The following is a 23,102-nucleotide window of genomic DNA, read 5'->3' as shown; positions in this document are numbered from 1 at the left end:
GCCAGCGGATCGACGCCAAAGGCAAGCTGCATCGTGCGATCCACCCGCCGGTGGGGAAGTGCGGAGAAGTTCTTGAGCACTTCGCCTGAGATCTTGGCATTGCCGATAATCGCCTGGACATTGTCAGGCGTGGTGATGACGGTGTTGAACAGGCCGATTTCGGTGACCGTGCCTTCAAGATCGCCGGCTGAGACATAGTCTCCCACCTTGTAGGGCCGGAAAATGATGAGGAAAGCGCCAGCGGCGAAGTTGCCAAGGAGCCCCGACCAGGCGGCGCCGATGGCAAGCCCGACGCCAGCAAGGAGCGCGGCAAAGCTTGTCGTCTCAATTCCGAAATAGCCAAGGATGGCAACGACGAGGACGATGTTCAATGTGACGGCGAGGATGTTGGCGATGTAGCGCTGGAGGGTGGCGTCGAAGTTGCGGGCAGTCAGAACGCGCTCGAGCATCCGGATGCCAAGGCCGATAAGCCAGCGGCCCACCATGTAGAGGAGAAGGGCGCCAAGAACCTTGAGGCCGAAATCGATGGCAACGGGGAGCCAGCGCTCGGAAAGGGTCGTCATCTGCGTCTCGAGTGCCTGAATGTCCGGTTCCATGCGTTGTCATCCCTCGCTTTTTGCGACTCACCTGCCCGATGCCGCGCCGGGGCCTTGCCCGAAAGCGCGAAGCGGGGAAAGCCGGGCATGGCGCTCTGCATGGTCGCAATGGCCGATCCGCGCGCGAAGACCACTCCCAGTTGCCCCCGCAAGCCCGGCTTTCTCCCGCGCGGCCGATTGCTGCGCCCCGCTTTCCCGTCGCCCCCACGCGGCGTAACGGCAAGCCTGGAGCAAAGCGCCGACAGGACTTAAAGAAAGTTGCAAGTCCCATGCGGAAAGGCTAGGGACCGCCCAATCCGCCGACCCCCTTCCCCAGGAGAGATGCCCGTGGCCACGCATCCCAAGCCCGGTTTCAGCGATTTTTCTGTGGCCGACATGCGTCTCGCCGACTGGGGTCGCAAGGAAATTGCGATTGCCGAGACCGAGATGCCGGGCCTTATGGCGCTGCGCGCGGAATATGGTGAGAAACAGCCATTGCGGGGCGCGCGGATTGCCGGCTGTCTGCACATGACCATTCAGACCGCAGTTCTCATCGAGACCTTGACTGCGCTTGGCGCTGATGTCCGCTGGGCTTCCTGCAACATTTTCTCAACCCAGGACCAGGCCGCCGCGGCCATTGCCGCTGCTGGCATCCCTGTCTTTGCCCACAAGGGCGAGACCCTTGCGGAATATTGGCGCTTCGTTGACTCCATCTTCCAGTGGGGTGCAACCACCGCCAACATGATCCTCGATGATGGTGGGGATGCCACCATGTACATTCTAAAAGGGGCCGCCTTCGAGGCCGGCACGCCGCTTCCTGAGCCGGAGAATGAGGAAGAGGAATATTTCTTCGCCCAGATCCGGGCCCGGGCTGCAGCTTCGCCCGGCTTTTTCCTGAAAACCAAGGAAGCCATCAGGGGCGTCTCGGAAGAGACGACGACGGGAGTCCACCGTCTCTATGAGATCGCTGGCAAGGGCCATCTTCCGTTTCCGGCCATCAATGTGAACGACTCGGTCACCAAGTCCAAGTTCGACAATCTCTACGGCTGCAAGGAATCGCTGGTGGATGGCATCCGCCGCGCGACGGACGTGATGCTGGCCGGCAAGGTGGCCGTTGTCGCTGGCTTTGGCGATGTCGGCAAGGGCTCGGCGGCTTCGTTGCGCAATGGCGGCGCGCGGGTGCTGGTGACCGAAATTGATCCCATCTGCGCGCTCCAGGCAGCGATGGAAGGCTATGAAGTCGTCACGATGGAGGAGGCCGCACCCCGCGCCGATATCTTCGTGACAGCGACTGGCAATGTCGACGTCATCACGCTTGAGCACATGCGCGCGATGAAGGACCGCGCCATTATCTGCAATATCGGCCACTTCGACAGCGAGATCCAGATCAGTGCGCTTGCCAACTACAAGTGGGAGGAAGTGAAACCGCAGGTTGACGAAGTCGTCTTCCCCGACGGCAAGCGCTTGATCGTGCTCGCCAAGGGCCGCTTGGTCAACCTCGGCTGCGCGACCGGGCATCCAAGCTTTGTCATGTCGGCCTCCTTCACCAACCAGGTGCTGGCGCAAATCGAGCTGTGGACCAATGCAGGCGCCTACGAGAACCGAGTCTATGTGCTGCCGAAGCATCTCGACGAGAAGGTCGCCGCTCTTCATCTCGACAAGCTGGGCGCAAAGCTCACGAAGTTGACCGAACGGCAGGCGCGCTACATCGGGGTCCCTGTCCATGGCCCCTTCAAGCCCGACCATTATCGCTACTGACCTCGACGAGGCCGGACTGCGCGCATTCGGCGCTGAGCTTGCGACCCGGCTTCGCGCCGGTGACGCGGTGCTTCTTTCCGGCGAGCTCGGGGCTGGCAAGACCACGCTCGCACGCGCCATTCTTGAAGGTCTCGGCCATGTCGGCGAAGTGCCAAGCCCGACCTTCACGCTGGTTGAGCCCTACAGTGCCCCGCCGCTTCGCTTGCCTGTCCTCCACGCTGATCTCTACCGGCTGCAGCCGGGCGCGCCGATCGACGACCTGGGCCTCGACGATGTGCGCGACCGCGGTGTCCTCCTCGTCGAGTGGCCCGAGCGTCTCCAGGCGGGGCTCTTTTTGGATGCGCTTAGGATCCGCCTTGAAGGTGCCGGAGGCCCAACCCGGCGCTTGACTTGGGAGGCGCCCGCGGCATGGAAGAAGCGCTGGCCACGGCCAAGCGGACGGGGGCCGGAGGGGGAATGACGCCGCCAGCCACTGCACCCGCCTTTCTTGCCCGCCATGGCTGGGCGGGTGCGCGCATCACACCTCTTGCCGGTGATGCCTCGTTTCGCCGCTATTTCCGCGTTGCCGACCGCGGCCGCAGCGCAGTTCTCATGGATGCCCCGCCAGACAAGGAAGACAGCCGGCCCTTCCTGTTTGTGGCCCAGTTCCTGCTTGCCAACGGCTTTCGGGCGCCGCGCCTGCTCGCAGCCGACCTTGATGAGGGCTTGCTCCTGCTCGAGGATTTCGGGGACCGCCGCATGGGCCCCACGCTTGCCTGCGAGCCGGCGCGCGAGGAGGAAGTCTATGCGGCCGCAGTCGATCTCCTTCTTGCCCTGCACCGGGCGCCGCCGCCGCTTGAACTGCGCCCCTATGATCGTGCTGAGCTGCTGCGCGAAGTGCTGCTCTTTCCCGAGTGGTATGGGAGGGCCGCCGGAATCGACGCCGATCTTGAATCCTACACGAACGCCTGGGACCGGGTCTGGGGCGACGTGCTGGCCGAGAGTGACCAGCGCCCCGTGCTTGTGCTGCGCGACTATCATGCCGACAACATCATGCTCCTCGATGAATCCGCCGGCCCGGCCGGCCTCGGCCTCCTCGATTTCCAGGATGCGCTGGCTGGGCACCGCGCCTATGATCTCGTCTCGCTCCTTGAGGATGCCCGGCGCGATGTCTCGCCAAGGCTTGCTGCAGCCATGGTCGACCGTTTCATCCTGGGTGCAGGCGTCGACGACGCTGAGCGCTTCCGCGCCGCCTTCGCCGTGCTCGGCGCCCAGCGCAATGTGAAGATTCTGGGCATTTTCGTGCGCTTGCGCGACCGCGACGGCAAGCGCGGCTATGTCGACATGCTGCCGCGGGTTTGGGCCCATGTCGCACGCAACCTCGCCCATCCCGCGCTCGCTCCGGTTCGGGCCTGGTTCGACGCCCATGTGCCGCAGGAGCTGCGCGCGCCCTGGTGCCGCTGATGGCCACCAACCCGAAGCCCTTTGGCATCCCTGTTCCGGAGGTGGCGATGGTGCTTGCCGCCGGGCTTGGCCGGCGGATGCGGCCCCTGACTGCGACTCGCCCCAAGCCTCTCGTCGAAGTCGGCGGAAAGACCCTTCTCGACCGGGCGCTTGCCACCTTGCGCAGCGGCGGAGTCCGCCGCGCTGTCGTCAATGTCCACTACATGGCCGACCAGGTCGAAAGCCACCTTGCTGCCCGCGACACCGGACTTGCCATCCGCATTTCCGACGAGCGCGCGCAGCTGCTCGAGACTGGCGGCGGGATCCTGAATGCGCTCCCCCTGCTCGATGCCGATCCGTTCCTTGCCATCAACGCCGACAACATCTGGGTGGAGGGCCCAGTTCCCGCTGCCCGCTTGCTCGCCGACCGCTGGGACGATGCGGCCATGGATGCCCTTCTCCTCCTCGTCCCGCTGGCACGGGCCAACTGTCACTTGGGGCGCGGGGATTTCCACATGGACCCGCTTGGCCGGCTTTCCCGCCGCCGCCCTGGCCGGATCGCGCCCTTCGTCTTCACTGGCCTCCAGCTGCTTGCCCATCGCCTGTTTGCAGGCGAAGAGGTCCGCCCGTTTTCGATGAACCGCTTGTGGGACCGCGCTGCTGCTGCTGGCCGCCTCTTTGGAGTCGTCCACCAGGGCCTTTGGTTTGACGTCGGCACGGCTGCTGCCGTCGCCCGTGCCGAGGCGCTGCTTGAACGGCTCTGAGAACCAGGGCGAGCCGGGACTGCGGCTCCTGGCGATTGCTTTTGGCACGCCCTTCCTGCCTGCACTCGCCCGCCATCTCGTCGCCCGCCATGGCACCGGGCCCGCGCTTGCCAGGGTCCGAGTCATCCTGCCCTCAGAGCGTGCCCGCCGCGCCCTCGTCGAGGCGTTTCTTGACCTTGTCGACGGCCGCGCGATGCTGCTGCCACGGATTATCGCCATTGCCCAAGTGGACGAGGAGGAGACGCTCGCCCGGCTGCTCGAGGACGGTGAGGCGCCCCTCCCACCTGCCGTTCCACCGCTTGCCCGGCGGATCGCGCTTGCCCGTTTGCTGCTCTCCGACGCCGGCGGCGCCGCCGCAGCCGACCGGCTTGCGCGCGACCTCGCCCGGGCTGTTGATCTCCTCGCCGCCCATGGTGTCGCCGCCGCGCAGCTTACCGAACTCGATCTCGCCGGGCTCGCCAGCCACCGTGCGCGCCGGCTTGCCATGCTCGAGGTGTTCGTCCGTCACTGGCCGGGGGTCCTTGCCGAACGCGGCCTGATGGACCCGATCGCCCGCCGCGAAGCCCTGCTTGCTGGGCTTGCCACGCGCTGGGCCGAACGTCCGCCCGATGGCCCGGTCGTCGCTGCCGGCTTTGCAACGGCACCGCCGGCCGTTGCCCGTCTGCTCGCCGTCATCGCCCGCCTGCCCCAGGGCGAGCTCATCCTCCCCGGGCTTGACCCGGATCTCCCGGAGGATGCGTGGGAAGTGATCCGCAACGCCCCGACCCACCCACTGTTCGGCCTTTCGCGCCTTCTTGCTGAAATGGGCGCGCGCCCGGCCGATGCCGAGCAGCTCGGACCCCCGGCTCCGGCCCGGGCCCAAGCGCTTCTTGCTGCCTTCCGCCCGGCCCCCACCCGTCCGCCTTTGCAAACGCCACCGCCTGGCCTGACCGCCAGCACTTTCCCCGGACCCGAGACGGAAGCGCTGGCCATTGCGCTTGCCATGCGCCAGGCGCTTGAGACTCCGGGGAAGACGGCAGCGCTCGTCACGCGTTCGCGCACGCTTGCCCGGCGCGTTGCAGCAGCGCTTAATCGCTGGGGAGTGCGGATCGACGACAGCGCAGGCGAGCCGCTGTCGCTGCGCCCGCCGGGTGTCTTCCTCCTCGCTCTGCTCGACGCTGCCGTCACTCGCTTTCGCCCAGTCGCGCTCCTTGCTGCGCTCAAGCACCCACTGGCCGGGGCCACTTCTCCCGAGGCCCGGGCCCGCTGGCTTGGTTTTGTGCGCCGGCTGGATCTGGCGCTGCGCGGCCCTGCGCCCGCGCCTGGGCTTGCCGGAATCGCGACGCGCGCCGGCGAGGCTGCGTCCTGGTGGCGCACGGAGGTCGCGCCGGCGCTGGCGCCGCTCGAGGCGTTGCTGAGCGGCCCGGTGCCAGGATTCGACCGCCTTGTCGCCGCGCTCGCCGAAACGGCTTTCGCGCTCGCCGGAGACCGGCTCTGGTCTGGGCCCGACGGTCGGGCGCTCAGCGCATTTGTCGAAGCGCTCACGAGCGTCCAGGATTCGCTTCCCGTCGCTGCAGAGGAAGCGCCAGCGTTGCTGCGCGCCCTTCTCGATGATGTCCCCGTCCGCCCGCCCTGGCGCCAGCACCCGCGCCTTGCCATCCTCGGCCCGCTCGAGGCGAGGCTGGTGCACGCCGATCTCCTCATCCTTGGCGACATGAACGAGGGCAGCTGGCCAGCGCCGCCAGCGCCTGACCCTTGGCTTGCGCCCGCTGCCCGCCGGGCGCTTGGCCTGCCGCCGGCCGAAGCCCGGATCGGGCTCGAAGCCCATGACCTCGTTGCAGCAACAGCTGCGCCCGAGCTGTTCCTCACCCGGGCGCGCCGGAACGATGGGGGCCCAACTGTCCCCTCGCGCTTCCTGCTCCGCCTCGAGGCCGCCTTTGGTCCGCTGCCGGGCCATGAGGTGGCTGCGCTCGCCGGCTGCCTCGACGGAGAGGGGCGCACCCTCTTCCTCGCGCGCCCGGCACCGTCGCCGCCGCCTGCTGAACGGCCGCGACGGATCCGGGTGACGGAAGTCGACATGCTCGCTGCCGACCCGTTCAGCTTCTATGCGCGCCACATGCTCGGCCTTGCCGAGCTCGACCCGCTCGAGCAGCCAGTGGATGCGGCGGTCAAGGGCATCGCAGTTCATCGCATCCTCGAGCGGCTGGTCAAGGAACGGCCCCAAGACCTTTCTGCTCTCATTGGCGAAGAGCTGGTCCGGCTGGGTGGCGATCCTGCGCTCCTTGCCCTTTGGCGCCCACGGGTTGCGCGCATGGTCGAGTGGGTCGCAGGCGAGCTTGCGCAAGCGACGGCGGACGGACGGACCCCGGTCGAGGTGGAGGCGAAGCTCGCCATCGAATGGCAAGGCGTGCGCATCACCGGCAAGGCCGACCGGATCGACCGCCTTGGCGACGGGAACCTTGCCATCATCGACTACAAGACCGGCCCGAAGCCGAAGGCGGGGGCATTCGCAGCGGGTCGCCTGCGGCAGCTGCCGCTGCTCCGGCTCCTGGTCGAAGCGGGCGGGCTCCCGGCCCTTGCGGGCGGAAGGGTCGGACTGCTCGAATATTGGAAGCTTTCGGGAGGCAACACGCCGGGCGAGGTAATCGGGCGGAGCTGGACCCTGGAACGCGACCGCTTCAAGCAGGAGCTTGGCGAACTGTTCGGGCGCTACCTCTTTGGCGAGGCCCCCTTCGTGCCCAAGCTCAACCCGGTCTTTGCCAAGCAGTACCGGAGCTTCGACCAGCTGGCGCGGATCGAGGAATGGCTGTGACCGACGTCCACCCCGACAGCGCGTTCCACCGGATGGCGTCCGATCCCGCCGCCAACGTGTTCGTGACGGCGAGTGCGGGCACTGGCAAGACCCGCTCGCTTGTCGACCGGGTCACGCGCCTGCTCCTCGCTGGCGCCGCCCCAGCGAGCATCGTCGCGATCACCTTCACCCGGACTGCCGCGGCCGAGATGCAGGGCCGCGTGCTGGAAACACTCGCGCGCTGGGCCGGCCTCGACGATGCCGAGCTCGACCGGGCGCTTCTCGAGCTCGGCGAAACCCCGTCGCCCGAGTTCCGGGCGCGCGCCCGCGCGCTCTTGTCCCAAGTGCTCGATGCGCCCCAGGGGCTTCAGATTCAGACCATCCACGCCGCTGCGCAGTCACTGCTGGCCGCCTTCCCGATCGAGGCGGGCCTGCCGCCGCGTGCCGACCCACTTGATGAGCGGCGCGCGGCCCAGCTGCGCGAGCAGGCGTTGGCGCTGGCACTCGCGGATCCGGTGCTCGCTGCGGATTTCACCCGGATTGCGGTTGAGGCCAACGAAGCGGAATTGGCGAAGCATTTGGCCGCGCTTGCGCGGTCCTCGGCCGGATACGCCCAGATCGGCCGGCCCCAGGCGGTGGAAGGCTGGTTGCGCTGCCTCGTCGGCCTGCCGGTGGGCCTTTCGCCGCAGGCGATCCTCGAGGCGGCGGTCATCCCACCGCAGTTCGACGATGGCGCGGTTGCGGCCTACGCCACCGCGATGGAGGGGTTCGGCACCGAGGCCAAGGCGAGGGAGGCTCGCCGGGCCCGCGAATGGATGGCGCTCGACGCGGCGGGGCGGGTCGAGGCGCGCGACCTGCTCTACGCCTGCGTGCTCACGGCTGAAGGCAAGCCCCGTGGCTTTGGAACGCCGACCGAGCGCCTTGCCCCGGTCATCATCGCAGCGCAACGCCTGCTTGGGGAAGTCGAGAAGCTGCGCGACGTGGAGCGGGCGCTCGCCTTCACTGGCCACGCCGGGGCCTGGCTTCGGGTTGGAATGGCCATTGCCGGCCACTATGCCCACCTCAAGCGCGCTGCCGCTGCCGTCGATTTCGACGACATGGTCGCACTCGCCGCCGACCTCATCCACCAGGACGGCATGGCCGGGATCGTCGCCGAACGGCTCGACCGACGCATCGCCCATGTCCTGGTCGATGAGGCCCAGGACACCAACCGCGCCCAGTGGTGTCTCATCGACGGCATGACGGGCGATTTCGACAGCGGCGAGGGGGCACATGGCGATGCCGTCCGCACCCGCTTCGTCGTGGGCGACTTCAAGCAGGCCATCTTCCGTTTCCAGGGGACCGATCCCAGGGTCTTTCTCGAAGCCCGCGAAAGCTGGGGCCGGCGCGCGGCAGCCGGCGGCAACCCGGTCCGCGACGTTCCGCTCGATCTCAATTTCCGCTCCGCTCCCATATTGCTGCGACTGGTCGATGCCGTCCTTGCTGAACTCGGGCCCGAGGCGATCGGGCTTCCCCCCGGCACCCGGCTGCCGCCGCACTGCGCCCGCCAGGCCGATCTTCCGGGCCGAATCCTCCTCCTGCCACCGCACCAGGCGGCGGAAGCGCAAGGCCCCGATGAACCCGACGAGGACGAGGATCCGACCTCCCCGGCCGACCCGGCCTTCGCCGACAGCATCGCCCGGGCGATCAAGGCGCTCGTCGGCGTCGGCAGCCCGGACCGGCTGGTGGTCACGCCAAGAGCTGGGCCACCACGTCTTGCTGAGCCTGGCGACGTCCTCATCCTCGTCCAGGCGCGCGGCGACCTCATGCCGGGCCTCGTGCGCGCGCTCCACGCCGAAGGGCTGCCGGTTGCGGGTGTCGACCGGACCCGGCTGTCGGCGCCGCTCGCGGTTCGCGACCTCCTCGCGCTCATCCGCTTCGTCCTCCAGCCTCATGATGACCTTGCGCTGGCGGAAGTTCTTACCTCCCCCCTTGGCGGGCTTGACCATGAGGCGATCCGCAAGGCTCGGGTTGCAGGCGAATCCCTCTGGCAAAGCATCAACCGGCAAGAGGCACTGGCTGGGCCGGTTGGCTTCCTGCGCGATTGCCTTGCCCGGGCCGATTTCCAAGGGCCCCATGATTTCCTGCAGGCGGTGCTCGTGTCAGGTGGCCGGGCCCGCTTCCGGGCGCGGCTGGGGCCAGAGGCGGATGATGGTCTTGATCTCTTGCTTGCTGAAGCCCTGGCCTTTGAAGCCGAGAAGCCGGCGACTCTCCAGGGCTTCCTTGCGCATGTGGCCGCAAACGACGGCGAGCTGGCCCGCGATCCGGATGCAAGCCCGGGCCTCATCCGGATCATGACCGTCCACGGCGCCAAGGGCCTGGAGGCGCCGATCGTGGTGCTTGCCGATGCGCTGCGGCAGAACAAGCCGCAGACCCGCGCAGTCTTGTGGCAATCGGCTGACGGCCTTGCGTCCGTGCCGCTCATCTTTGGTACCAAGGAGCGAAAGCCGCGCGCGATTGCGGCCCTGGCCGAGGCTTCCGAGCAGGAGGAGCGGGAGGAGCACAACCGGCTGCTCTATGTCGCAATCACGCGGGCACGGCAGCTGCTGCTGGTGGCTGGCCAGCTCTCGCCGGGGCTGGCGAAGATGCGCGCCAAGCCCGGCTTCGAGCCTGCGCGGTTCAACACCTGGCACGACCGCATCCGCCGGGCGATGGACGCGGCTGGGGCAAGCTGCTGCTGCCACCCGGTGTTCGGTGCCCACCTCCGCCTCGATTCCGGAGCCTGGCCCCCGCCTTCTGACACGACTTCGCCTGCGCGGCCAGCGCCGCTGCCGCCCTGGGCCACCACGGCGGCTGCGGCCGAGACGGCCGCGCGGCCCTTCTCCCCTTCCGCTCCGCTGGAAGATGAGTCCCCAAATCCACCGCCTGGCCCTGCCCAGCGCGCTGCCGCCGAGCGCGGCATCCTCCTCCACCGCCTGTTCGAGCATCTGCCAGGCCTGCTGCCCGCTGCCCGCCCCGCTGCCGGCCGCCGCCTGCTCGAGGCCGGCGGCGCCACCGATCCAGAGCCGCTGCTCGCGGAAGCGCTCGCCATCCTCGAGGATCCCGCCCTTGCCCACCTCTTTGGTCCCGAAAGTCTCGCCGAAGCCCCGATCGCCGGCCGCATCGGCGGCGTGACGGTTGCCGGGACTGTCGACCGGCTGGTGGTAACAGCCGGGCGCGTGGCCGTTATCGACTTCAAGACCGGTCTTGCCGTCCCTGCGGACCTGGAGGCCATCTACCCTCAGCACTTACGGCAAATGGCGGCCTACCGCGCCGTGCTCGCCGCCGCCTTTCCCGGCCACGCAGTCGAAGCCTTCCTTCTCTACACGGCCGGGCCCAGGCTCCACCTGCTGCCCGAGACGCTTCTTGCCCGCCACTGGCCGCCAGGAAAAGCTGATAGCAAGGCTTGAACACCCGTTGCCGCCAGCCATATCCGGTGGGGGAAGGAGAAGCATGCATGGCCACCCGCACCGTCACCGACCGATCGTTTGCCGCTGATGTCCTCCAGTCTGAAACGCCCGTGCTCGTCGACTTCTGGGCGGAATGGTGCGGTCCCTGCCGGATGATCGCACCTGCACTTGAGGAAATTGCGGACGAGCTTGCCGGCCGAGTCACGATCGCCAAGATCAACATCGACGAGGAGCCCGAGACGGCCATGAAGTTCGGGATCCGCTCGATCCCGACCATGATGATTTTCAAGGGCGGTGAAGTGGTTGCAACCAAGCTTGGGGCCGAGCCCAAGTCAGCGCTGAAACGCTGGATCGAGGCCAGCCTCTAGACCGGCTCCACGATTTGCCCCTCGCGGGGGAAGTGGACGGCAACCGGCCCCAGTTCCGGGCTGTGCCGCAAAAGGGTGAAGCCGTCCGCAGTCTCTTGCACCAGATGCCCGATCACCGGGGGGTCGGCCGAACCTTGCTGCGACACCCGCGCGAGCTGCCCGTTGCCCGAGACCGAGGGCATCGCCGCACGTGCCTCGGCCAGGGCTTGGGCCGGCGTCATCGCCTCCGGCCGGCCATGGCCGAGTGCGAAGACCCGAAGCGCCCAGGGCGCGAGCGTGGCCGAGACCTGCTGCGCCGGCCCTCCCCGCGCCGCGAACCAAAGCAGCATGGCATGGGCGAGATCGCCATGGCCGGGCCGGTCGCCGCCAAGATAGGGCCGGCCATCTGCAAGCTTTGCTTCCAGCCGGGCGAGGTGTGCTGCAAACGCTTGCTGCAAGCCCGGCACCATCGCCCGGAAGGCTTCTGGCCTCAAACCGAAGCGCCGCTCGCGGTCGGCCCAAAACGCTTCATTGCCCGCGACTGGCAGGTCGCCGAGCGCAACCGCGACGGCTGCAAGGAAGGTCGCTCCACCCGCCTCGATTGCAAGCGCCCGATGCCCGCGCCCGAGCGGCTCTGGGTAAAGAGTCGGCTCCGGCCAGCGCGCCTCGAGTGCGTCCATGATGGCGAGCGTATCACAGAAGACGTCGGCGCCGATCTGCAGCACCGGGGTGCGCACATAGCCGCCCGTCAGCACCTCCTGCTCGGGCTTGGGGCAGATTGCCGGCACCTCAACCGAGCCCCAGGTGAGCTGCTTCAGCCCCAGCGCAAGCCGCACCACCTCGGCCCATGGCGAGGCCGGATAGTGAAAGAGGATGGGGTGCATGGCGCTAGCTCCGGTAGTCGGCGTTGATGCGGATATAGCCCTCGGTCAGGTCGCAGGTCCAAACCGAAGCACGGCCAGCGCCCAGGCCGAGGTCGGCCTCCACTTCCACCTCCTCCCCGGCGAGATGGGCGGCAACCGGGCCTTCGTCATAGCCTTCGACCACGGCGCCATGGCGCGCGACCAAAACGCCGCCGAAGCGGATGGAAAGCAAGTCACGCTCGGCTGGCTCGCCAGCCTTGCCGACCGCCATCACCACGCGGCCCCAATTGGCATCACCACCGGCAATGGCAGTCTTGACCAGCGGCGAGTTGGCAATGGAGAGTGCCACCCTGCGGGCGCTTTCGTCCGAGACGGCGCCAATGACGCGCACCTCGATGAGCTTGCGCGCGCCCTCGCCGTCGCGCACCACGAGGAGCGCAAGTTCGCGGCAGAGATCGGCGAGCGCGAAGGCAAAGGCGTCCGCACCCGGGCTGTCTATCCCGGTCAGCGGCACATTCCCCGCCCGCCCGGTCGCAAAGGCAAGCAAGGTGTCCGAGGTCGAGGTGTCGCCATCGACTGTGATGCAGGCGAAACTGCCGGCATTGGCCGCGGCCAGCGCCTCTTGCAGGAAGCCGGGGCTGACCGCTGCATCGGTGACCACGAAGGCGAGCATGGTCGCCCCGGAGGCAGCAAGGTCGGGCGCGATCATCCCCGAGCCCTTGACGAACCCGACCAGCCGTGCGCGGACATTGCCAAGCATGGCCTCGCGGAAAGCCGCCTTGGGGAAGGTGTCGGTGGTGCCGATCGCCTGCGTCGCCGCAAGCCAGCCAGAAGCGCCCAGCGCTGCGACTGCCGCCCTCACGCCGCTGACGGCCTTGTCCCTTGGCAGTGGCACACCGATCACGCCCGTTGAGGCTGGAAACACGGCTCGCGGCCAGCAGCACAGGAGGCGCGCCACTTCTTCGACCTGGGCAGCACTTGCCGCCCGCCCCGCGGCACCTGTGAAGGCGTTAGAATTGCCGGCATTGACGACGAGTGCGCGGGCCTCCCCGTAGGGCAGGTGCCGCCGGCAAGTCTCCACCTCCGGCGACGGGCACTTGGAGCGCGTGGTGAGACCTGCCACCTTTGTGCCTGGCGCAAACTCGAGCAACAGCAGGTCATCTCGCGCCCAGGCCTTATAGCCTGCACGCGCCGTTGCGATCCTGACTCCCGGGATATCGGGCAAGTCCGGGAAGGGGCGGGCGAGCGGGGATTTGGCCATTGACCGCGCCTTAGGCGGGCCAGCCGCATGGTGAAAGTCTGTTGTGCGCGTTGACCCCCGTCGCGCGCGCTCCTATTTCGCAGGCGTCGCTGTGCGCCTGTGCGCTGCGTGGCAATGAAGGCCCCTGATGTTCGGACTAAACAAGGTCGCGAAAGCGCTCTTCGGCTCGTCGAACGACCGCTATGTGAAGTCGCTCCAGCCGCTGGTGCGCCAGGTAAACGCGCTCGAGCCCCAATATGAGGCAATGAGCGATGAGGCGCTGCGCGGCCAGACGGCTCTGTTCCGCCAGCGCCTTGCCAATGGGGAAACTCTCGACAAGCTCCTGCCCGAAGCCTTTGCAACCGTGCGCGAGGCCTCCAGGCGAACCCTTGGGCTGCGGCACTTCGATGTCCAGCTGGTCGGCGGCATTGTCCTTCACCGCGGCGAAATCGCCGAGATGAAGACCGGCGAGGGCAAGACTCTTGTGGCAACGCTTGCCGTCTATCTGAACGCGCTTGCTGGCAAGGGCGTGCATGTGGTGACGGTAAATGACTATCTTGCCCGCCGCGACGCCGAGTGGATGGGGAAGATCTACCGCTTCCTCGACCTCTCGGTTGGAGTCATCATCCCCAACTTGACCGATGCCGAGCGCAGGGCGGCCTATGCAGCCGACATCACCTATGCCACCAACAACGAGCTTGGCTTCGACTATTTGCGCGACAATATGAAATACAGCCGCGATCAGATGGTGCAGCGGCCATTTCACTTCGCCATCGTGGACGAAGTCGACTCCATTCTGATCGATGAGGCCCGAACACCCCTCATCATTTCGGGGCCCACTGAGGACAAGTCCGAGCTCTACATTGCCGTTGATCGTCTGGTGAAGACCCTGAAGCCTGAACATTATGAGAAGGATGAGAAGGCGAAGTCGGTCATCCTGACGGAGGAGGGCACGGAATTCGCCGAGCGCGCGCTCGAGGCTGCCGGCCTGCTCGAGGGCTCCAACCTTTATGATTTCGAGAACACCCAGGTGGTCCACCACCTGAATCAGGCGTTACGCGCGAACGTCATGTTCCGCCGTGATACCGACTATATCGTAAAGGACGGCAAGATCATCATCATCGACGAGTTCACTGGCCGGATGATGGAGGGCCGGCGCTGGTCAGAAGGGCTCCACCAGGCAGTGGAAGCCAAAGAAGGTGTTGAGATCCAGCCGGAGAACCAGACTCTTGCCTCCATCACCTTCCAGAATTATTTCCGGCTTTACCCCAAGCTTGCCGGCATGACGGGGACGGCAGCGACAGAGGCTGCCGAATTCTTCGACATTTACAAGCTCAATGTCGTCGAGATCCCGACCAATGTGCCCGTCCGCCGGATCGATAGCGAAGACGAGTTCTACAAGTGTGAAAGCGACAAGTTCGCAGCGATCGTGAAGGCGATCAAGGACGCCAGCACCAGGGGCCAGCCGGTTCTTGTCGGCACGGTGTCGATTGAGAAATCCGAGAAGCTTTCCGCCTACCTCAAGGAGGCGGGGGTTGAGCATTCGGTGCTGAATGCCCGCTTCCACGAGCAGGAGGCCCACATTGTGGCGCAGGCGGGCCGCTATGGCGCGGTCACGATTGCGACCAACATGGCCGGTCGCGGCACTGACATCCAGCTCGGGGGCAATGTCGAATTCCGCATTGCAGACGAGCTTGCAAGCCTGCCAGACGGGCCCGAGCGCGACGCCCGCGTTGCCGAAATCAAGGCCGAGGTCATGGCCGAGCGCGAGAAGGTGCGCGAGGCCGGCGGCCTGTTTGTGCTTGGCACCGAGCGCCACGAGAGCCGCCGGATCGACAACCAGCTGCGTGGACGCTCCGGCCGGCAGGGGGACCCGGGTCTCAGCCGCTTCTTCCTCTCGCTAGACGATGATCTCCTGCGCATCTTCGGCCAGCAAAACCTGCTGCACCGAGTCATGAAGGGGGGGCTTGAGGATGGCGAGGCCATCGTCCACCCTTGGATCTCGAAGGCGATCGAAACCGCCCAGAAGAAGGTGGAGGCCAGGAACTACGAGATCAGGAAGCAGCTCTTGCAGTATGACGATGTCATGAACGACCAGCGCAAGGTCGTCTACGAGCAGCGCGCCGACATCATGGATTCGGACAAGGTCTCCGACGTCGTCCTTGACATGCGCCGGGACACAGTTGCGGACATTGTCGATGCCCACTGTCCGGCCGGCACCTACCCCGAGCAATGGGATGTCGCGGGACTCAAGGCCGCAGTCGAAGGCACGCTCGCGCTCGATCTCCCCATCGAGGCGTGGATGGAGGAGGACGCGCTCGACCAGGAGATGTTCGTCGACCGCCTGAACGCTGCGCTCGATGCCAAGATGGAAGCAAAGATTGCAAGCGTTGCGCCCGAGACCTGGGTTGCAATCGAGAAGAGCTTCCTCCTTCAGTCGTTGGACCATCACTGGAAGGAGCATCTGGCAACGCTCGATGCGCTCCGCCAGGTCATTCACCTGCGTGCCTACGCCCAGAAGACTCCCATCAATGAATACAAGAGCGAGGCCTTCGCACTGTTCGAGCGGATGCTGAAGAACGTCCGCGAGGATGTGACGAAGATGCTCTCGCTGGCCGAGTTCCGGCTGCCGGAGCCACCGCCCATGCCCGAGCTTCCGGATTTCCTTTCGCTCAGGGGCCCCGGCGCGGGGCCGGGCACGGGCATGGCCGCCTCTGCTCTCGGACCCTTCGGTGACGCTGGCATCACCACGAATCTCTTCGCCATGGGCGATGCGCTTTCGCCCGAAGAGCTTGAAGCTGCGCGCGCGATCGCCAGCCAATATGGTCCAGCCTTCGTGCCCGAGGATCCGGAGACCTGGCAGAGGCTCGTGCCCAGGAATGCGCCGTGCCCCTGCGGCTCGGGCAAGAAGTTCAAGCACTGCCACGGGCTGCTCTAGCCAGTCGCACGTCGGGGCCCGCTCTCTCTCGGGAAGGAGACCATGGCGTCGAACGGCACCTTGGGCGACCAGGCCAGCCGCTGCCTCTTCTCTCGCCGGGCCCAGAGGTGTTGGGGGGTGCGAATCTCCCTCGCAGCCGCTGGTCTGGATGATCGGTGCGACCGCGGCTAGAGAGCAAATCCGAGCGCTGTCGCCGTCGGGCTGGCGGATGCTGGAGGCCAGCGGGCCCTGCGATTGCATGCACAAGGCTGGCAAGCGACGCCGTGTTTGGTGCCTGCCCGCTTGCCTCGTCTGCACGGTGTATTCCAGCGCCAGTGCGCCAGCGCCAGGTCTTCCTCTGGCGGTCTGCCGGTGGCGGTTTGCCCATGGTGGCAAGCCGCTGGGGGGCTCGGCGCGCTGCGGAAAATGGGGGCTTTCAGCCTGGTCTTGGCTTGCTGCCTTTGGCTTGAAACCCGCGCTCGCTATGGATCCTGCCAATGGACCCGGAAGCGACTGCTGCTTTCTACCGCGCCCACGGCTATGCCATTGTCCGCCAATTCCTTACTGCGGAAGAAGTGGCGCAGCTCGCAGCCCTTGCGGACGCCGTCGAGGCCGAGGCGATCGCCCTTGGCCGGCCGTTCCGCCATGGCAACCTCTTCTACGACACGCGTGCGGGCCCCCGGCCAGTCCTCATAATGGCGCAATGGCCAGTGTGGCACCACCAGGGTCTCGAGCGCTTCCGCACCCATCCCGGCTATGCTGCGCTCCTTGCGCCCTTGCTGGGCAGTGACGTCAAGCAAATCATTCACCAGATCCACTGGAAGCCGCATGGCCCCGGGGCTGATTTCGCCTGGCATCAAGACAGCCGTTCCCGCCGCCCCCGCGCGGCCTTCCGCAATCTTGCGACAAGCTATGTCCAGACGGGCCTCGCCATCGACCCGCACGATGAGGCGAGCGGTGGCCTGCGAGTCATTCCCGCCTCACATGCGCTTGGCGACCTCCAGCTTGCCGAAGACCAGCGGGTGCTCGGCCGAGCGCTGGACGACTCCGACCTCATCGCCCTTGGCCTTGCGCCTGCAGCCCAAGTCCAGCTCGAGCTTGCGCCGGGCGATCTCGCGCTTTGGTCCCCCTTCACTCTCCATGCCTCGGGCGAGAACCGCAAGCGCCACGCCCGCCGCTTTCTCATCAATGGCTATGTCCGCGCTTCGGATTGCGACCGGGGCGAATGGGCGTTCCGCAAGGGGGAGCCAGTGTCGCTTCCGGCCACCCCCAGCCTCACCCATTGGGACGATCTTGAACGCTGCCCTCATCCCCATTTTCCGGAGCAGGGCTAGCTGCTTCCTGCACCAAGTGCGCAGGCGCAGCTTCGGGAAGGCCTTGAAGGCGGCCCTCTGGTTCTCTGGCACTATGCTCGCTAGACCCGGCCCTGAGAGAGGGAGATGCGGATGGCACTCGTCGAGGTTGAAGTCGCGGATTCTGTTGCAATCGTCACTCTCAATCGGCCCGAGGCGATGAACGCGCTTTCAAAGGCACTGCGGGTGGCACTTGCGGCCACCATGCAGGAGATGGACGCAAGGGAAGACGTGCGCGCCGTGGTCTTAACCGGCGCTGGCACCAGGGCCTTCTCGGCTGGGCTCGACTTGAAGGAACTGGGTGCTGACCCCTCTGCCATGGACGATGCGACGGGCACCACTGCCGATGCGAACCCGGTGAAGGCGGTCGAGCAGTGCCGCAAGCCCGTGATCGGCGCCATCAATGGCGTTGCGATTACCGGTGGCTTCGAGCTGGCGCTCGCCTGCGATGTTCTCATCGGCTCAGAGAATGCCCGCTTCGCCGACACCCATGCGCGAGTTGGGATCATGCCGGGCTGGGGCCTGTCGCAGAAGCTTTCCCGCTGCATCGGCATCTCCCGGGCCAAGGAACTGTCCTTGACAGGCAATTTCATTGACGCGGCAACTGCCGAGCGTTGGGGGCTCTTGAACCGTGTCGTGCCAGCGGATGCGCTGCTTGCCGAAGCAAGGCGGCTTGCCGCCGACATGGCCTCGATCGAGCCCGAATTCGCTGCAGCCTACAAGGCGCTCATCGACGATGGCTTCGCGTTGCCGCTGGGGGAGGCGCTGGCGCTTGAGACCGAACGCTCGCGCGCAGCGAACTGCAGCGTCAGCGCCGACGAGGTGGCGAAGCGCCGCGCCGCCGTGCTGGCACGGGGCAGGAGCCAGAAGTGAAGGCCGGGCTCTTTCTTGGCCTGCTGGCGCTGGGGTCGCCCGCGTTTCCTGAAAGCGTCATCATCACTGCAGACCGCATGGTCGATGTGGTCTCCGGCCGCATGGTCGCCAAGCCCGTCATCGTCGTCGTCGACGGCCGGATCGTCTCGGTTGACGGCAGCGGGGCGCCAGCGGATGCAAAGCGGATTGACCTTGCCGGGCTCACCCTCCTGCCCGGTCTCATCGACATGCACACCCACCTGACGAGCGACCCGCGCATCGGCCGGATCGACCGGTTCCTGAAGACCGACGGCTACTGGACGCTGGTGGGCGCGGCCAATGCCGAAGCGATGCTAAGGGTGGGATTTACAACTGTCCGCAACCTCGGCTCCGGCCGCCTTGATGATGTGGCGCTCAAGCAGGCGATCGACGATGGCCGGATCCCGGGGCCGCGCATCGTGCCAGCGACCCATGCCCTGGGAGCAACCGGCGGCCATTGCGACAACAATTGGCTGCCGCCGAGCCTTGCCCAGAAGGCGGCCGGCGTGGCCGACGGGCCCGAGGCCTTGCGGGCGAAGGTTCGCGAGGCGCGCAAATTTGGGGCCGAGGTCATCAAGACCTGCGCCACCGGCGGCGTCTTCAGCCGCAACACCGAAGTCGGCCAGCAGCAGCAACGCGAGGAGGAATTGCGGGCGATTGCCGAGGAAGCCCGGATGTGGGGCCTGACGACCGCCGCCCATGCCCACGGCACCGAAGGGATCAAGGCGGCAATCCGGGCCGGGATCACGACGATCGAGCATGCAAGCCTCATCGATGATGAGGGAATCCGCCTGGCCAAGGAGCGCGGCACCTTCCTTTCGATGGACATCTACAACACCGAGTTCACCCAGGCCGAGGGCCGCAAATACGGGGTGCTTGAAGATAATCTTCGGAAAGACCGGGAGGTGGCGGAGGCCCAGCGCATCAATTTCCGCAAGGCGCATGAGGCGGGCGTGAAGATGGTGTTCGGCTCCGACGCCGGTGTCATGCCGCACGACCAGGCTCCGCGCCAGTTCGCAGTCATGGTCCGCTACGGGATGACACCGCTTGAGGCGATTCGGGCGGCAACCCTGAACGCTGCCGAAGCGCTTGCGAAATCGGCCGATCTTGGCCGGATTGCGCCTGGTCGTTTCGCCGACATGGTGGCTGTGCGCGGCGATCCGCTCGCCGATGTGACCGAGCTCGAGCGGGTTGCCGTCGTCATCAAGGGGGGTGTGGTCGTCGCCGATGTCCGGCTGGATGTGACGGGGCGTTGACGCCACCGGGGTGCGGCGCTATGGGCCGCCGTCGCTCACGGGCTGGTCGCAGGCCTGACGCTCGTCAGGGGCCTGAACCTGGCTCAGATGTGAGGATGGGCCGGCGAGGTTGCCTTGGCCGCCCCTCGTCATGGTTCTCCCAACCCATGAGCGGGCCACGGGGCTTCCCGTGGAGGGCTCTCCCTGATGCGGGGAGGGCTCATTTGCTTTGGATGAAGAAGGCTTGAAGGACTCGCATGCCGACGATCAACCAGCTGATTCGCAAGGGCCGGGAGCCCCAGCGGGCCCGCAACAAGGTGCCTGCGATGGAGGCTTGCCCGCAAAAGCGGGGGGTGTGCACGCGAGTCTATACAACGACGCCCAAGAAGCCGAACTCGGCGCTCAGGAAGGTGGCCAAGATCCGGCTTACCAACGGCTTTGAAGTGATTGGCTATATTCCTGGCGAAGGCCATAACCTGCAGGAGCATTCGGTCGTGCTGATTCGTGGCGGCCGGGTGAAAGACCTGCCCGGCGTGCGCTACCATGTGCTGCGCGGTGTCCTCGACACGCAAGGGGTCAAGGACCGCAAGCAGTCACGGTCAAAATATGGCGCCAAGCGGCCGAAGTAAGAGGGTAGAGCCATGTCCCGTCGTCGTCGCCCTGAGAAGCGCGAGATCCTCCCCGACCCTCGCTACGGGGACCAGGTGCTGACCAAATTCATGAACCTCGTCATGCTCGAGGGCAAGAAGTCGGTTGCGGAGAGCATTGTCTATTCCGCGCTCGACACGATCGAGGCGCGCTTGAAGCGTGAGCCTATCGCGGTCTTCCATGATGCGCTCAACAATGTGAAGCCTCTGGTTGAGGTGCGCTCGCGCCGCGTCGGCGGGGCGACCTATCAAGTGCCAGTGGAAGTGCGGCCCGAGCGCGCCCAAGCGCTTGCCATCCGCTGGCTCATCGCAGCTGCCCGCAACCGTTCGGAGAAGACGATGTCCGCACGGCTTTCCGCCGAGCTCATTGAAGCTTCGAACAACCGCGGCTCAGCAGTCAAGAAGCGCGAGGACACGCACCGCATGGCGGAGGCCAACCGCGCCTTCTCGCACTATCGCTGGTAGCCCGAAGTTTCCGTCTGGAAGGTTCTTCCATGCCCCGCTCCCATCCGCTCACCCGCTACCGCAACATCGGCATCATGGCGCACATCGATGCCGGCAAGACGACGACAACCGAGCGGATCCTCTACTATACTGGGAAGTCCTACAAGATCGGGGAAGTGCACGAAGGCACGGCCACGATGGACTGGATGGAGCAGGAGCAGGAACGCGGCATTACCATCACTTCGGCTGCGACGACCTGTTTTTGGAACGACCACCGGATCAACATCATCGACACGCCCGGCCATGTCGACTTCACGATCGAGGTGGAGCGTAGCTTGCGCGTGCTCGATGGCGCGATCGCCTGCTTTGATGGTGTCGCTGGTGTCGAGCCGCAGTCGGAGACGGTATGGCGCCAGGCCGACAAGTATCGCGTGCCGCGCATGTGCTTTGTGAACAAGCTCGACCGCACCGGGGCCAATTTCGAGCGCTGCGTTGAGATGATCAGGGACCGGCTCGGCGCCCGCCCGGCGGTCCTCTATCTTCCCATCGGGATCGAGGGGGACTTCAAGGGTCTCGTCGATCTCGTCGAGAGCCGCGCCATCATCTGGCTTGAGGAATCGCTTGGCGCCAAGTTCGAATATCATCCCATCCCGAGCGAATATGCCGAAGCCGCGGCAAAGGCGAGGAACGCGCTCATCGAGCTTGCCGTCGAGCAGGATGATGCGGCGATGGAAGCCTATCTTGAAGGCCGGGAGCCGGATGTTGCAACGCTGAAGGCGCTCATCCGCAAGGGTACGCTTGCCTTTGCTCTGGTGCCGGTGCTGTGCGGCTCGGCGTTCAAGAACAAGGGGATCCAGCCGCTGCTGGATGCCGTTGTCGATTATCTCCCAAGCCCGCTCGACATCCCCCCCGTTGAAGGCGTGGACTTGAAGGGCGAGCGCGACACGCGGCCAGCGGATGATGACGCGCCATTTTCAGCGCTTGCCTTCAAGATCATGTCCGACCCCTTTGTCGGCACGCTCACTTTCGCTCGGATCTATTCGGGCCGGCTTGAGGCGGGCTCGACCGTCTTGAACTCGGTCAAGGACAAGCGCGAGAAGATCGGCCGCATGCTCCTGATGCATGCGAACAACCGCGAGGACATCAAGGACGCCCATGCTGGTGACATTGTTGCGCTCGTGGGCCTGAAGGAAGTGACGACTGGCGACACGCTGTGTGCGCCAACCAAGCCCATCATCCTCGAGCGGATGGAGTTTCCCGAGCCCGTCATCGAAGTCGCCGTCGAGCCCAAGACCAAGGCCGACCAAGAGAAGATGGGGATTGCCCTCAACCGGCTGGCGCAAGAGGATCCCTCGTTCCGAGTGACGTCTGATGTCGAGAGTGGCCAGACCATTATCAAGGGGATGGGCGAGCTCCACCTTGAGATCATCGTCGATCGGATGAAGCGCGAGTTCAAGGTGGAAGCCAATGTCGGTGCGCCGCAAGTGGCCTATCGGGAGTCTCTCGCGCGCAAGGTGGAAGTTGACTACACGCACAAGAAGCAGACTGGCGGCTCGGGCCAGTTCGGCCGTGTCAAGATTGTGGTCGAGCCCGGGGAGCGTGGCTCGGGGATCATCTTCGTCGACGAGGTAAAGGGGGGGAACGTGCCGCGGGAATATATTCCAGCGGTCGAGAAGGGCATTCGCGAAGTGGCGGAGTCGGGGGCGCTTATCGGCTTTCCCATCATCGACTTCAAGGTGACGCTCGTCGATGGCGCCTATCACGATGTCGACTCCTCCGCACTTGCCTTTGAGATCACGGGCCGGGGTGCGATGCGTGAGGCGGCGACCAAGGCCGGCATCAAGCTGCTCGAGCCGATGATGAAGGTCGAAGTTGTGACTCCTGAGGAGTTCATGGGGGACTGCATTGGCGACCTCAACAGCCGGCGCGGGCAGATCCAGGGCACGGACACGCGTGGCAATGCCCAAGTGATTGCCGCACTGGTGCCGCTTGCCAACATGTTCGGCTATGTGAACCAGCTTCGCTCCATGACCCAGGGGCGGGCGCAATACTCCATGCAGTTCAGCCACTATGAGGAAGTCCCCGCCAACGTGGCCGAGGAAGTCAAGGCGAAGCTCGCCTGAATGTCTCGTAAATACGGGGTCGATCAAGCCAGCGTGAAGTGAAGAGGACAGGACAATGGCGAAGGCGAAGTTCGAGCGGACAAAGCCGCACTGCAACATCGGGACCATCGGTCACGTCGACCATGGCAAGACGTCGCTGACGGCGGCCATCACAAAGGTCCTCGCCGAGACGGGCGGCGCCACCTTCACGGCCTACGACCAGATCGACAAGGCCCCTGAGGAGAAGGCCCGCGGCATCACGATCTCGACCGCCCATGTCGAATACGAGACGCAGAAGCGCCACTATGCGCATGTCGACTGCCCCGGCCACGCCGACTACGTGAAGA

The 23,102-nt window shown here is 66.0% G+C and carries 18 protein-coding genes; 15 read left to right on the top strand and 3 right to left on the bottom strand.

What is annotated here, in order from left to right; genetic code table 11:
• The coding region (locus ACWIQA_RS10485) for a mechanosensitive ion channel family protein (protein WP_448583024.1) at positions 1-596 on the bottom strand (596 nt) is incomplete at its 3' end.
• Positions 597-917: 321 nt separating this feature from the next.
• On the opposite strand from ACWIQA_RS10485, the gene ahcY reads away from it, so the two are divergent.
• From ahcY to trxA, 7 genes are read left to right on the top strand one after another with little or no spacing between them, the layout of a single operon-like run.
• The gene (ahcY, locus tag ACWIQA_RS10480) at positions 918-2,333 is read left to right on the top strand and encodes an adenosylhomocysteinase (RefSeq protein ID WP_448583023.1); all 1,416 of its coding nucleotides are present in this window, start codon (positions 918-920) and stop codon (positions 2,331-2,333) included.
• Entirely contained in the window at positions 2,299-2,793 is a 495-nt protein-coding gene (gene tsaE, locus ACWIQA_RS10475) for a tRNA (adenosine(37)-N6)-threonylcarbamoyltransferase complex ATPase subunit type 1 TsaE (protein WP_448583022.1), read from the top strand. The genes ahcY and tsaE overlap by 35 nt, the downstream gene beginning before the upstream one ends.
• Positions 2,790-3,776, top strand: a complete 987-nt coding sequence (locus ACWIQA_RS10470; protein ID WP_448583021.1) for an aminoglycoside phosphotransferase family protein — start codon at positions 2,790-2,792, stop codon at positions 3,774-3,776. Before tsaE ends, ACWIQA_RS10470 begins: the two co-directional genes overlap by 4 nt.
• On the top strand, positions 3,776-4,519 hold the full coding sequence (locus tag ACWIQA_RS10465) for a nucleotidyltransferase family protein (protein ID WP_448583025.1): 744 nt from the start codon (positions 3,776-3,778) through the stop codon (positions 4,517-4,519). The genes ACWIQA_RS10470 and ACWIQA_RS10465 overlap by 1 nt, the downstream gene beginning before the upstream one ends.
• Positions 4,506-7,310, top strand: coding sequence for a double-strand break repair protein AddB (gene addB / locus ACWIQA_RS10460; protein WP_448583020.1), 2,805 nt, complete (start codon positions 4,506-4,508; stop codon positions 7,308-7,310). Before ACWIQA_RS10465 ends, addB begins: the two co-directional genes overlap by 14 nt.
• Positions 7,301-10,717, top strand: coding sequence for a double-strand break repair helicase AddA (gene addA, locus ACWIQA_RS10455; RefSeq protein ID WP_448583019.1), 3,417 nt, complete (start codon positions 7,301-7,303; stop codon positions 10,715-10,717). The genes addB and addA overlap by 10 nt, the downstream gene beginning before the upstream one ends.
• A 47-nt stretch (positions 10,718-10,764) precedes the next feature.
• The gene (trxA, locus tag ACWIQA_RS10450) at positions 10,765-11,085 is read left to right on the top strand and encodes a thioredoxin TrxA (RefSeq protein WP_448583018.1); all 321 of its coding nucleotides are present in this window, start codon (positions 10,765-10,767) and stop codon (positions 11,083-11,085) included.
• On the opposite strand, the gene ACWIQA_RS10445 is transcribed toward trxA, so the two are convergent.
• On the bottom strand, positions 11,082-11,948 hold the full coding sequence (locus ACWIQA_RS10445) for a glutathione S-transferase family protein (RefSeq protein WP_448583017.1): 867 nt from the start codon (positions 11,946-11,948) through the stop codon (positions 11,082-11,084). The two genes, trxA and ACWIQA_RS10445, sit on opposite strands and share 4 nt — an antisense overlap.
• Before the next feature lie 4 nt (positions 11,949-11,952).
• A complete protein-coding gene (argJ, locus tag ACWIQA_RS10440; RefSeq protein ID WP_448583016.1) occupies positions 11,953-13,188 on the bottom strand; it encodes a bifunctional glutamate N-acetyltransferase/amino-acid acetyltransferase ArgJ in 1,236 nt (411 codons plus the stop codon).
• A 127-nt stretch (positions 13,189-13,315) separates the two neighbouring features.
• On the opposite strand from argJ, the gene secA reads away from it, so the two are divergent.
• The 8 genes from secA to ACWIQA_RS10400 all read left to right on the top strand — a co-directional run.
• Positions 13,316-16,105 (top strand): preprotein translocase subunit SecA, encoded by a 2,790-nt coding sequence (secA, locus tag ACWIQA_RS10435; RefSeq protein WP_448583015.1) that lies wholly within the window; start codon positions 13,316-13,318, stop codon positions 16,103-16,105.
• A 476-nt stretch (positions 16,106-16,581) separates the two neighbouring features.
• Positions 16,582-17,418: a phytanoyl-CoA dioxygenase family protein gene (locus ACWIQA_RS10430; protein ID WP_448583014.1), complete on the top strand. Its 837-nt coding sequence runs from the start codon at positions 16,582-16,584 to the stop codon at positions 17,416-17,418.
• Between the two features lie 111 nt (positions 17,419-17,529).
• Complete coding sequence (locus ACWIQA_RS10425) at positions 17,530-18,309, top strand: enoyl-CoA hydratase (protein WP_448583013.1); 780 nt, start codon at positions 17,530-17,532, stop codon at positions 18,307-18,309.
• Positions 18,306-19,583, top strand: a complete 1,278-nt coding sequence (locus tag ACWIQA_RS10420) for a Xaa-Pro dipeptidase (RefSeq protein WP_448583012.1) — start codon at positions 18,306-18,308, stop codon at positions 19,581-19,583. Before ACWIQA_RS10425 ends, ACWIQA_RS10420 begins: the two co-directional genes overlap by 4 nt.
• Before the next feature lie 236 nt (positions 19,584-19,819).
• Positions 19,820-20,191 (top strand): 30S ribosomal protein S12, encoded by a 372-nt coding sequence (rpsL, locus tag ACWIQA_RS10415; RefSeq protein ID WP_448583011.1) that lies wholly within the window; start codon positions 19,820-19,822, stop codon positions 20,189-20,191.
• Between the two features lie 12 nt (positions 20,192-20,203).
• Positions 20,204-20,674 (top strand): 30S ribosomal protein S7, encoded by a 471-nt coding sequence (gene rpsG / locus ACWIQA_RS10410; protein ID WP_448583010.1) that lies wholly within the window; start codon positions 20,204-20,206, stop codon positions 20,672-20,674.
• Between the two features lie 29 nt (positions 20,675-20,703).
• Entirely contained in the window at positions 20,704-22,776 is a 2,073-nt protein-coding gene (gene fusA, locus ACWIQA_RS10405; protein WP_448583009.1) for an elongation factor G, read from the top strand.
• A gap of 55 nt (positions 22,777-22,831) precedes the next feature.
• Positions 22,832-23,102 (top strand): GTP-binding protein (locus ACWIQA_RS10400; RefSeq protein WP_448583008.1); only part of this gene is annotated, 271 nt, incomplete at its 3' end.

Source organism: Thermaurantiacus sp. (assembly GCF_053487655.1).
Note: the sequence above shows the minus strand (reverse complement) of the source record. Positions and strands in the feature narration are given on the sequence as shown.